11 protein-coding genes are annotated in these 11,727 nt (G+C 44.1%); 8 read left to right on the top strand and 3 right to left on the bottom strand.

The features are described 5' to 3' along the window. The first annotated feature begins 127 nt into the window (after nt 1–127). The 5 genes from H8792_RS02840 to H8792_RS02820 all read left to right on the top strand — a co-directional run bounded on the left by H8792_RS02840 (nt 128) and on the right by H8792_RS02820 (nt 6,026). Nucleotides 128–340, top strand: a complete 213-nt coding sequence (locus H8792_RS02840) for a hypothetical protein (protein WP_194947630.1) — start codon at nt 128–130, stop codon at nt 338–340. 149 nt (nt 341–489) lie between these two features. Further along, on the top strand, nt 490–1,086 hold the full coding sequence (locus H8792_RS02835; RefSeq protein ID WP_194947629.1) for a YjbF family lipoprotein: 597 nt from the start codon (nt 490–492) through the stop codon (nt 1,084–1,086). Further along, nucleotides 1,083–1,838, top strand: a complete 756-nt coding sequence (locus H8792_RS02830) for a capsule biosynthesis GfcC D2 domain-containing protein (RefSeq protein WP_228766907.1) — start codon at nt 1,083–1,085, stop codon at nt 1,836–1,838. Before H8792_RS02835 ends, H8792_RS02830 begins: the two co-directional genes overlap by 4 nt. Continuing rightward, nucleotides 1,835–3,910 carry a YjbH domain-containing protein gene (locus H8792_RS02825; RefSeq protein ID WP_194947627.1) on the top strand — a complete coding sequence of 692 codons (2,076 nt, stop codon included), beginning with the start codon at nt 1,835–1,837 and terminating at the stop codon, nt 3,908–3,910. Before H8792_RS02830 ends, H8792_RS02825 begins: the two co-directional genes overlap by 4 nt. 328 nt (nt 3,911–4,238) lie before the next feature. Continuing rightward, nucleotides 4,239–6,026 carry a DUF7840 domain-containing protein gene (locus H8792_RS02820; RefSeq protein WP_194947626.1) on the top strand — a complete coding sequence of 596 codons (1,788 nt, stop codon included), beginning with the start codon at nt 4,239–4,241 and terminating at the stop codon, nt 6,024–6,026. Nucleotides 6,027–6,107: 81 nt separating this feature from the next. Here the strand turns inward: H8792_RS02820 and H8792_RS02815 are convergent, their stop codons facing one another. Together H8792_RS02815 and H8792_RS02810 are read right to left on the bottom strand one after the other, a co-directional pair. Continuing rightward, entirely contained in the window at nt 6,108–6,416 is a 309-nt protein-coding gene (locus H8792_RS02815) for a type II toxin-antitoxin system PemK/MazF family toxin (RefSeq protein ID WP_194947625.1), read from the bottom strand. Continuing rightward, complete coding sequence (locus tag H8792_RS02810; protein ID WP_194947624.1) at nt 6,410–6,649, bottom strand: AbrB/MazE/SpoVT family DNA-binding domain-containing protein; 240 nt, start codon at nt 6,647–6,649, stop codon at nt 6,410–6,412. Before H8792_RS02810 ends, H8792_RS02815 begins: the two co-directional genes overlap by 7 nt. Before the next feature lie 380 nt (nt 6,650–7,029). Between H8792_RS02810 and H8792_RS02805 the strand changes: the two genes are divergently transcribed. After that, nucleotides 7,030–7,293 (top strand): helix-hairpin-helix domain-containing protein, encoded by a 264-nt coding sequence (locus H8792_RS02805; protein ID WP_194947623.1) that lies wholly within the window; start codon nt 7,030–7,032, stop codon nt 7,291–7,293. Between the two features lie 11 nt (nt 7,294–7,304). Then, nucleotides 7,305–8,198, top strand: coding sequence for a DNA ligase (locus H8792_RS02800; RefSeq protein WP_194947622.1), 894 nt, complete (start codon nt 7,305–7,307; stop codon nt 8,196–8,198). Between the two features lie 94 nt (nt 8,199–8,292). On the opposite strand, the gene H8792_RS02795 is transcribed toward H8792_RS02800, so the two are convergent. Then, entirely contained in the window at nt 8,293–9,471 is a 1,179-nt protein-coding gene (locus H8792_RS02795) for a pyridoxal phosphate-dependent aminotransferase (RefSeq protein WP_194947621.1), read from the bottom strand. Between the two features lie 208 nt (nt 9,472–9,679). Here H8792_RS02795 and uvrB point away from each other — a divergent pair, with 208 nt between their 5' ends. Beyond that, nucleotides 9,680–11,719, top strand: coding sequence for an excinuclease ABC subunit UvrB (gene uvrB, locus H8792_RS02790; RefSeq protein ID WP_324187586.1), 2,040 nt, complete (start codon nt 9,680–9,682; stop codon nt 11,717–11,719). The last annotated feature ends 8 nt before the right edge of the window (nt 11,720–11,727 follow it).

Genomic DNA, 11,727 nt, shown 5'->3' with positions numbered 1-11,727 from the left:
TTTTAAAACTCGCTTCATTGCTTATTATTAATTCCCTTTAATTTTGTTGTTTTTTAATGGTTTACTTTTGTTTAAAATCATGAATAATGAAATTGTGCAATTCGATTATTAATTTGGAGACATTCTCATGAAAAAATTAGTTGGTTTATTTTCAGTTCTAGCTCTATCAATGGCTATTTCTGCCCCTTCACAAGCAGCTCCTGCTGCGCCAGGTGCAGCTGCAGCGGGTTCTGCGGGTATTGGCGCTGGTGCGATTGCAATGGGTGCGATTGTTGTTGGTGCTGCTATTGTTGCGGCTGATAACGCTGATTCTAGTGGAACTACTGGAACAGTTGACTAAGTTTTATTAAGTTCTAAGAAAGCCGCGTCATTGCGGCTTTTTTTTTACCCGAGTGCTTTTATACTATGCTTAGATCGATATTAATTTTTTGTGCGTTAGCCCTTCCGGGCTGTACTTCTGTTGGAACTGAGGAGAGTGCATCTACTGTAATGTTTGGATCCATTGGTGAGCTGGCCAGTGGTGTCGATCTGACACAGGATGAAGCAAAGTCTTTGAAGTACGCCACCATCCTAGCATCCTTCAATAATAGTTCTGGTTTTACGATGGTAATGGGCTATTTAAATTCAAATAGTCAGGATTGGTTCAATCGGAATCTGGCAGGTTTGAGAACTTCGCACGGCAGAATGCTGCATTTACTAAATACACATGATCATTCAGATATCACAGTTACCTTTAGTGATGAATTGATGAATTGGTCGTGGAAAAAGTTTATAGCCGATAAAAAAAACGTGCATTCTGATGTAAAAATTGATTTTCTGGCCAATAATCATTTTGGCGTATCAGGAACCTTAGGTATTTCATTGGATGGCATGGAAGAACGTCAGTATTTGGACCAGACGGTTAGTCTGCTTCGCGTGAAAGAGCATTTATTGATTCCGTCGTTAAACTTTGCGTACGATAATTTTTATTGGGTGGATCCAAGCAGCGGGTTTGTGTGGCAATCGCTTCAAAAATGGGGGCCGGATACTACCGAGCTATACTATCAAGTTGCGCAGCCTTGGTTGGATGTAGAGTGGCCAAAATGATGAAAAAATTCTTGTTGTCATGTTTAGCATTGATTTCATTTTTTCCGGTAGCAACCTTTGCTCAGATTAACGTCAGCTATTCGGGTTGCGTTGAACAGCCTGGGGTTTTAGGGTTTCAAACCTCTCCGACTCTATTGCAGGCTGTCAAACAGGTAAAAATTAAGCCGTGTGCTTATCTTTACGGGGCAGCCTTAATGCGTCCCGCACTTTCTGAAAAACAGAAAGATCAGAAACAAAATTTACTTACCGCGCTCAGCGCTTCCCTTTCTCAAACAGATCTGTCGCAAGAATTACATGATTATTTGCAAAAGCTGATTTCTATTATCCGGTCGCAGCCGGTTACGGGGCGGGATATCCGTTATGGTCTGTTTCCGACGTTAGTCGAAGTGAAAAAGAACGCCAATCCAATTATCGATGAGCCGATTAGCATCCACTATCCGCAGAGACCAACGACAATCGATTTGATCGGTTTTGAGCAGAGTCGAACGCAATACAACCCCGACTTGAGTGTCGAGCAAATGGTTAATGAATTGACGCTGTTGCCTGTTTTAGAAAAAGGCTACCTCGTTGTTATTCAGGCAAACGGGCTGGCTAAAAAAATCCGAATCGGAAGTTGGTCAAACGATGTGAATTATGTTTCTCCTGGCGGTTGGTTGGTCGGCCTGCTGCCAAGCAGTGTTATGGGTAATGAGCGCCAGCAATTAAACTCTATGTTAATTTACTGGTTGTCAACGCAGGTTATTAAAGAATGAAAAAGATTGCTCTATTCATCGGACTGTTAAGCGGCTCGGTAATGAATGCTTCTGCGGAAGGATTACCGGTTTCTCAAACTGCAACTGGTGGTGTTGGCTTGATTGAAATGCCGTCGGCAAGAATGGATCAAGATGGCGAGTTCGGAGTTCATCTGTCTTCTACGGATCCGTATAGTCGCGTTGCTATTTTTGCCCAGCCGTTTCCATGGTTGGAGGCGTTGTTTAAGTATACGGATGTTTCCAATCGTGATTATGGAACGGCCGGTAGTACCCAAGGTTATAAAGATAAATCTGTTGATGTAAAACTTCGTCTATTGGAAGAGGGTTATTACTGGCCTGAAATCGCTTTAGGTATGCGTGATGTTGGCGGTACCGGATTGTTTTCTGGTGAATATATCGTTGCATCCAAGCAGTGGCATAACTTTGATTTCTCTGTGGGGATAGGCTGGGGCTACCTTGCGGGCCGTGAGCATATTGATAACCCGTTGGGTTTAATAAGTGATTCCTTTAAAGATCGTAATGAAAGTGTAACTACAGCTGGAAGTTTTGATAGTTGGCGGCCTTTTCATGGAGAAAAATCTGCGTTATTTGCCGGTTTGAGTTATCAGATAAGCGGGTTACCTTTGGTGCTTAAGTTTGAGTACGATGCAAACGACTATCAAAATGAGCCTTTAGGGAATCATTTTAATGTTGACTCACCATTTAATGCTGCGATTGTTTATCGTGTTAATCGCTTCTTTGACCTTCAGTTGGGTGCGGTAAGAGGCAACACTTTGATGGTTGGTGTAACCTTGAAGAGTAATGTGTTGGATGAGGGAAGCCCGAAATACCTGGATCCGAAACCAGAAGCAATTCAAACTGAGCCAACCTCTGCAACCTGGCCGGAAATTGCCAAGACTCTGGATGTTGACGCCGGTTATGATGTTGAATCGATTTATGCTTCCGAGAATAAGGTTTCAGTGATTGCAACTCAGCGAGATTATCTTCAGGATGCGAAGGGGATCGGACGTGCCGGGCGGGTGTTGAATAACCGTTTACCTGAATCGGTTGATAAAATTTCAATTGTTGAAAGCGTTGGCGGTATGCCTGTACAGAGCGCGGAGCTTGACCGGGCGGCGTTTGTCGATGCGGCTAGTCTAAAGTTAAGCGCCAAGCCTGTGCTTGAAACAACCCATCTATCCCCGGATCCTGACTTAAGTGAACAGCAATTGGTTTACCAAAGAGAGTCGGATTTTGGTTATAGAATTACTCCGGAACTTTCCGGAAGTTATGGCGGGCCGGATGCATTCTTGCTATACCAGCTTTCCCTGGCAGCTAATGCCACTTACCGCTTTCGTCCGAATACTTGGCTTTCGGGAGGGCTGGAACTAGGCTTGCTGGATAACTACGATAGCTTTAATTATGTGTCTCCTGCGTCTGCTCTTCCTCGGGTTCGAACTGATATTAAAGAGTACTTGAAAACTTCGAGGTTGCGTTTAAACAATTTGCAGCTTGTTGATGCGGAAAAGCTCGCTTCGGATTGGTTTGCAATGGGATACATTGGCTATTTGGAATCGATGTATGGCGGTATTGGTGCCGAAATTCTCTATCGACCATTCGGTGAAGATTGGGCTTTGGGCGTTGATGCCAATTACGTTAAGCAAAGAGATTTTGATCAGCGTTTTGGTTTCCGTGATTACAGTGTGCTAACCGGGCATATGACGGCGTATTACGAAGGTTTCAAAGATATTGCCATTAAGTTAAGCGCCGGACGATATCTCGCTAAAGACCGGGGTGTGACTCTGGATATGAGTCGCAAGTTCCAGAATGGAGCTAAAATGGGCTTCTGGGCGACGAAAACCAACGTTTCGGCAGAGCAGTTTGGTGAAGGCAGTTTTGATAAGGGGTTGTATATTACTTTCCCATTCGATTTGTTTACCTTTAAGTCGACCAAGCAAACGGCCGATATGCGTTGGCAATTCTTGACGCGCGATGGAGGTCAGAAGTTGAATCGCCGCTACAACCTCTTCGATATGACGGAAGGGCATGATTTGAAAAATACCGAACAGAGCTTCGAGCATGTTTTAGATTAGCAACGATGCTTGTAGTTTTTTCAGTTGTCGTTAGCTCTGTATTGAATAATTTCAAGCTTCAATAGTCTTCCTCTGATCCTTAAGTGCTTCAAGTTAAGTGTTTAAGGATCAGCATTTCTTTTGATTTATCTCTTGGTCGTTTATTTACAGGAATTCAAATCATTTCAAAAGGCTTTCTAAATCGGTTTTACGATAACACTTAGTAGAGTTTGGTTAGAACAGGATGGATGGAAGTAAGCCGCCAGCAGGGGATTGAGAAATTTTTGAGTTGCTTTGTCGGCTAGCGGATTGAAAAATAAAATTTTTAGTGTGTTAAGGGCTATTTCATATGTCATTTCATAAATTAGGTTTAAAGCAAGCGTTTTATCTACTTGTGTTTAGCATGGTTTGGAGCTCTCCGAGCCTGTCTAAAGCTTCAGAATTGTACGATAGCCCCGAGTGGAAGGCATTAATTCATTATGAAAATGGAGGCTTCTTATTTCTGGACAATCGTTTCTTGTTGAGCATGCCAAATCCAAGCCCAAAGGCAGAGCTTGAACAAACTCTTGCGGGGATGTCGAGCAACGGAAATTTGGATGATTCACATGCCATGTGCCGTTTTCCGGCACGCGCCAGATGGTTAGCGGAAAAACTGCAGCTTGATTTATCAGCTCTACCTAAACCGGAATGTAAAGCCTATCAAGAGACCATTGGGAAAATTCCGACCGGTAAAATTGAGTTGATGGTTCCTGAGGCGAATACGGCTCGATTTGACGAAGCCTTCAGTCACGCCGCTATCATTTTTAGAGAAGATGATGGGAGTGACGACAATGCTTATATGACTTATTTGAAGATTATTCCGGATGACGATACTCGAGTCGATCACACGTTTGATTTTTTAGCCAGTTCGACCGTGATTGATGTTTTACCCTATTCTGAATATGTCAGTTTTTATCTCAATGAGCGTAGTCGGAATGTTTACTTGTATGACATCAAATCTTCCACCCAAGATCGTTTGATTATCCGAGATCACCTCTGGGAATTAAACGACATTTATAAACGATACAGTCCCTATACATGGAATTGCTCTAATTCCGTTCGAACCTTGTTGGCTATTAAGAACCCGCAATTACTGAACTATTCGGGGATATGGGATACGCCTGCGGATTTGGCTAGAGACGTTAGTCGTGATGGCATGGTTTCGAAAATAGATGCCGTTCAATCATTGGATTGGAGAATTGAGTTGGCGGCTGAGAAAATTCCGGATAGCGAGTTAGACAAAATTGAACAGTATGATAGTGATTATTCTTTACTTCCTCTGGAAGGCTTCAACGCTGACGAGGTAGAGTTATTGCAAGCTTTAAATGAACGGAAACATGCAGATAAAACTCTGTCCGATTCGGAGTTTGAAGTGAATCTGAATTGGTTGAAACATCAAGCCACTTACCAAGAACAGAGCTCAAAAACATTGGATGATTTCGAATTGCCGAGCAACGATTCTCAAATTAGTTTGGGATGGCGCTCAGATCCGAGTCAGTATACCCTCAGTTTTTTGGCGGCAGGTCACAGAGTGCGAGATAGTCTAGGGTCTTATTTATCACAGCAAATAACTCAGCTGATGGACTTGAAGCTGAATTATGATGTTGATAGTCAAAAACTGAATATTGAACATTTCACCGCTTATCAATATCAAACATTCGTCCCTTGGAATCGATTTACTCAGCGCTACTCCGAACAGTTGGCATTTGGAATTAAAAAGCTTTATACCAATGTGCCTCTGACTCAAAAAGCGATGTATGCTGAAGCGGCTAGAGGGATCACTGTTCAGTTAAAAGATCGTGTGGCAGCATTTGGTTTTTTGAAGGTTGGTGCCGGCTGGGAGTCAAACCAGAGGCATTTTGAAGCTTATTTGACTCCACAAATCGGCTTGATCTTGGATCAAGGCAATGGCTGGAGAACCAATGTGCTAGTTGAATATACGGCCTTCTACGACCATGATGAATCTTTAGTGAAAGCGAAGTTGACGCAAGGTATTCGTTTGGGCGCTGACTACTCGGCATTTGTTGAATTGAGTCATGAAGAACAAGGTAATGCCGAAGACCAGAGCGTCGAACTGAGCCTTACCCGCTATTTTTAAAAGGTTAGGTGAATTCTAGGGGTGGAGCTCGAAAAAACTTGCCTGAATTAAATCAGGTTCTATTGGTTGGATTTGAGTAGGCTAGGACAGCATTTGAATTAATGTATCGTGCCATTCCTCTAAGGGTATTGAACCCGTTTTATCTTTTAAACGCTTTTTATCAACGGTACGCACTTGGTCTAAAAGAATTCGGCCTTTCTTTCCTTTAAAAACGACTTCTGGACGACAGCCAAGTGGCTGGCCTTTTGATGTGATTGGCGCAATAATCACCCGAGGCAAAACTCCATTCATATCATCGGGTGAGATTATTAAGCAAGGGCGTGTTTTTCTTATCTCTGTGCCAACGGTAGGGTCGAGTTCCACCCAATACACATCGCCTCTCTTCACCATTCCCAATCCTCTTGCTCGCTCTCTAAATCGGTCATCTCTGATAAAGGTTCAACATCGTCATTAGAATTATAGTTATCAAACCATCCTTTTCTAAGCGTATTGGATGGCTTTAAAACTAAAGTACCATCTTTGATATTCATGTCGACTTCATTTTCAATATTAAGCTGTTCTATGATCGAGGATGGAATAATGATCCCACGGGAATTCCCTATTTTTCTAAGCATTGTTTGCATTCTCATTACCTGCAAGTAATAACATTGTTAAAACATATCTTATTTTAATTCTGATAATTAAGCAATGATGTTTTCCTTCTCCAACCAACTTTTGCACATCTCGCCAGACAATACTGCGATATCTTTTCCTTAACTTTCTCATAAAATTATCTGTCAGATGTTTTTGCAGTCATTCCAGCAATTACAGTGAATTATCTCCTTTCTCGGTACTCCTGTTTTTTCTCAGATCCTTCTCTTGATTAAGTTTCAAACTACCTAATCTTTATTTGTAATGTTTGGTGATAAGCAATTCTTATTTTACCTTTCATTTCTTTATCTGGTATATTTTGTTACGTATTAATGCTTATAATTTCTGTAACGCATTTGAAGAGGATCGTACTATGAGATACATGATATTGTGTTTTTCCATATTGGGAGTTTTGGCCTGTAATAGTGTCTATGCTGCGCCGGTTAATGTAAACAAAGCCGCTGCTCAAGAAATTGCGGATTCCTTAAATGGGATTGGACTGAGCAAAGGGAAGGCTATTGCAGACTATTGCCACAAAATGATCTGTAAAACCCCTCAGGACTTATTACAGGTAAAAGGAATCGGCTCGAAAACTCTGCAGAAAATTGAAGCTGACCTGCGTTTTGCTGACGATTAGGTCATGCTCTTATGAAAAGAGTTAGTGCTATTTGCCTGATATTTCTGTCAGGCTTTTTTATTTCTTTAAGCCATGCCGCAGATTCAGCTTCCGAGAAGGAAATACAAGGATTGATGCTCTTGGATAACTATCAGCCGGGTCAATCTTTGATCGGTTGGTTAATGAGTGAAAAGCTGGATGGTGTCAGAGCCTATTGGAATGGAAAGCAATTGCTGAGTCGTAATGGAAACGCCTTTGCTGCGCCAGAGTGGTTTACGGCCGATTTTCCGGATTTTCCGTTAGACGGTGAATTGTGGATGGATCGTAACCGTTTCTCTGAGACGGTTTCTGTCGTTAAGCAAAAGACGCCGCATATGGGCTGGATAAAGATTGGCTATTATATTTTTGATGCACCTTCTCAAGAGGGAGGTTTGATTAAACGTTTGTCGCAGGTCCATCGCTTTTTAGGCGGGCATTACAGCTCTTATCTGCATGTTATTCCGCAAACGAAAATTTTGTCCGAAGAACATTTTAAGGGGCGTTTGAATCTGGTACTGGCTCAGGGTGGAGAAGGGCTGGTTGTCCGGCGAGGTGATTTGCCATATCAAGATGGTAGAAGTTCAGCGGCATTGAAGGTCAAGGCCAAACAGGATGCTGAATGTATCGTTAAAGGTTATAAACCGGGGCAGGGACGTTTTCAGGGAATGGTTGGCAGCTTGCGTTGCGAGTTGTTGCCAGATCAGCAAAAACGCTTGTTTCCGCAGTTAAAAGATGAACCGGTCCAAATATATATCGGAAGCGGGTTGAATGATGAGCAAAGAAAGATTCCTCCCCAAGTGGGATTGGTAATCACGTTTCAATATATGGGGACCACCCGCAATGGTTTACCGAGATTTCCGGTTTTTTTAAGAGTGCGCGATCAATAATAGAATCTAGAAGGAAGGTAATAAAAAAGCCTCCGTGGCAGAGAATCTGGCGGAAGCTTTTATCGTTTTTTGCGATTAAAAAAGGACTTAGAACTTACTGCATAAACTCTTCGACACGATCCAACGCGGCGGTTAAAGCTTCCATGCTGGTAGCAAAAGAGAATCGCAAGTGGTTATCGCTTCCAAATCCGGAACCAGGAACGGCTGCAACCAGTTTTTCTTCTAACAGTGCGCCGGCAAACTCGGTATCGGTCGCATAACCTTTTATTTTTATAGCTTCTTCAATGTTCATAAACGCGTAGAAAGCACCGTCTGCGTGCAGGCATTTGAAGCCTGGAATCTTATTGATGCGCTCAACCACATATTCGTGACGCTTTTTAAATTCGGCCAGCATGATCTGGATACACTCTTGCGAGCCGTTCAAGGCTTCGGTCGCAGCGACTTGGGAGATAGAACATGGATTCGAGGTGCTTTGCGATTGAACTTTGCGCATACCGGCAATAATCTCAACCGGCCCACCGGCATAGCCGATGCGCCATCCCGTCATGGAATAAGCTTTGGAAACGCCGTTCAATACGATGGTGCGTTCGTAAAGATCCGGGCAAACTTCCAGAATGTTGGTGAACTTCATATCACTCAGCATAATGTGTTCGTACATATCGTCTGAAGCGATCAATACCTGTGGATGTTTACGCAATACTTCACCCAAGGCTTCAAGTTCTTCGGCACTGTAAACTGCCCCAGTCGGGTTGGATGGGCTATTCAATACCAGCATTTTGGTTTTCGGCGTAATGGCGTCTTCAAGCTGCTGCGGAGTAATTTTGAAGCCCTGCTCGATACCTGCTTCGATAATGACCGGCTCGCCACCGGCAAGCAGTGCCATATCCGGATAGGAAACCCAGTAAGGCGCCGGAATGATCACTTCATCACCATCGTTCAACACGGCCTGGCATAAATTATAAAAACTCTGTTTGCCACCCGATGAAACCAGAATCTGGTTCATGCCGTATTCCAGGCTGTTGTCGCGTTTAAATTTGGCGATAATAGCTTCTTTTAATTCGGGAATGCCATCCACTGCGGTATAGCGTGTTTGACCGTTGCGTATCGCGTTAATCCCTGCATTTTTAATATGCTCAGGCGTGTCGAAATCAGGTTCGCCAGCACCTAGACTGATAATATCTTTTCCGGCACGTTTCAGTTCGGCGGCTTTGGCTGTAATGACAAGCGTTAAGGACGGTTTTACTCGGTTGACACGGTCTGATAGGGGGCTCATCGATAGTTTTTCTCCGCATGTAAATGAGCTTGTATAATACGCTATGGCATCAAAGCGGATACCACGGTGGACGCAAATTTTGCTCTGAATTCGAGAAGACGCTGAAGGTGATTCAGCATTGATATAGAACATGTATATCAATATAGGCTTTAGTTGCATTTTACTGGATTTTAGCCGTTGATTTAAAGGAATTATTCAAGGAATTATCGTGTCGGTTAACGCAAAGAAATTCGATTTGGTTTCACAATACGCGCCGAATGGCGACCAGCCGATTGCTATTGGCGAGTTAGTCGAGGGCTTGGAAGACGGCGAAGCCTTTCAAACTCTGCTTGGCGTGACCGGTTCCGGTAAGACATTTACAATTGCCAATGTCATTCAGCAAGTACAGCGTCCGACGATCATTATGGCGCATAATAAAACGCTGGCCGCCCAGTTGTACGGCGAGATGAAGGGATTCTTCCCAAACAATGCCGTCGAATATTTCGTTTCCTACTACGATTATTATCAGCCTGAAGCCTATGTACCAGCATCGGATACCTATATTGCCAAGGATTCTTCAGTTAACGAGCAGATCGAACAGCTGCGGCTTTCCGCAACCAAAGCGCTGATGGAACGAGAAGACGTAATTCTGATCGCTACCGTTTCGGCGATTTACGGTTTGGGTGATCCGGAAATGTATCTGAAAATGATTTTGCAGGTACGTTTAGGCGATCGAATCTCGCAAAGGGATATTCTGACGCGTTTGACCTCCATGCAGTATACGCGCAATGATATTGAACTCTGGCGTGGAACCTTCCGTGTCCGGGGCGATGTGATCGACATTTTCCCGGCGGAGGCCGAAGAGTATGCGGTGCGCATCGAACTGTTCGACGACGAAGTGGAATCGATCGCCTGGTTTGATCCATTAAGCGGCGAAGTGTTAAGCCGCCCGACGCGAGTAACGGTTTATCCGAAGTCGCATTATGTCACTCCGCGAGAACGGATTATGGAGATGATCGAGCAGGTCAAAGTCGAGCTTAAACAGCGGCTTGAAGAATTGCGTTCAATGAATAAGCTGGTAGAAGCGCAACGTCTGGAAGAACGGACCAAGCTCGATATTGAAATGATGATGGAACTCGGATATTGCCAGGGAATCGAGAACTATTCTCGCTACCTTTCCGGTCGAGATGCCGGCCAGCCTCCACCGACCTTAATGGATTATTTTCCGAAAAATGCGCTTCTAGTCATTGATGAAAGCCATGTCACTATTCCACAGATCGGCGGCATGTACAAAGGTGACCGCTCACGCAAAGAGAATCTGGTTTCTTATGGTTTTCGTCTGCCGTCGGCTCTGGATAACCGGCCTTTGATGTTCAACGAATTCGAGCAGCTGATTCCGCAAACGATCTTTGTATCCGCGACTCCTGGAAATTATGAAGCCGATCACGCATCGAAAATCGTCGAACAGGTGGTTCGTCCGACTGGTCTGGTGGATCCGGAATTGGAAGTGCGACCGGCTCTGACCCAGGTAGACGATTTGCTTGGTGAAATTAAATGGCGTGCCGAGGAAGGTCAACGAATTTTGGTAACCACTCTGACTAAGAGAATGGCGGAAAACCTGACCGAGTATTTAGAGGATCATCAGGTTCGCGTCCGCTATATGCACTCGGATATCGATACCGTCGAGCGAATTGAAATTATCCGCGATTTACGTCTGGGTGAATTTGATGTCTTGGTCGGGATCAACCTGCTGCGGGAAGGATTGGATATCCCGGAAGTTGCTCTGGTTGCCATTCTCGACGCAGATAAGGAAGGCTTTTTGCGTTCCGAGCGTTCTTTGATTCAGACCATCGGGCGTGCGGCGCGAAACGTTCACGGTAAGGCAATCCTGTATGCCGACAAGATTACACGCTCGATGCAGGCGGCGATCGATGAAACCGAACGGCGCCGCGCTAAACAGATTGCCTATAACGAGGCTAAAGGTATCGTTCCGCAACCGTTGAATAAGAAGGTCAGTGATATTTTAGAAGATTCGCCTTATGCCTCCAAAGGAAGACGGGGTGCAAGTAACCTGAAAGCGGCTGAACAAGGTGCCGAATACACGGCAATGGAAACTCTTAGTCCGGCTGAATTAGCGCAAAAAATGAAGCAGGTTGAAAAACAGATGTATCAAGCTGCGAAAGAATTGGATTTTGAACGTGCTGCACAGCTGCGGGATCAGCTAAAAACACTGAAAAGCGGCATGGTTGGTATCGGCGATTTACGTTAGAATAGACG

Source organism: Thiomicrorhabdus heinhorstiae (assembly GCF_013391765.2).
GTDB classification, from domain to species: Bacteria; Pseudomonadota; Gammaproteobacteria; order Thiomicrospirales; family Thiomicrospiraceae; genus Thiomicrorhabdus; species Thiomicrorhabdus heinhorstiae.
This window is presented reverse-complemented; position numbering and strand designations above follow the sequence as displayed.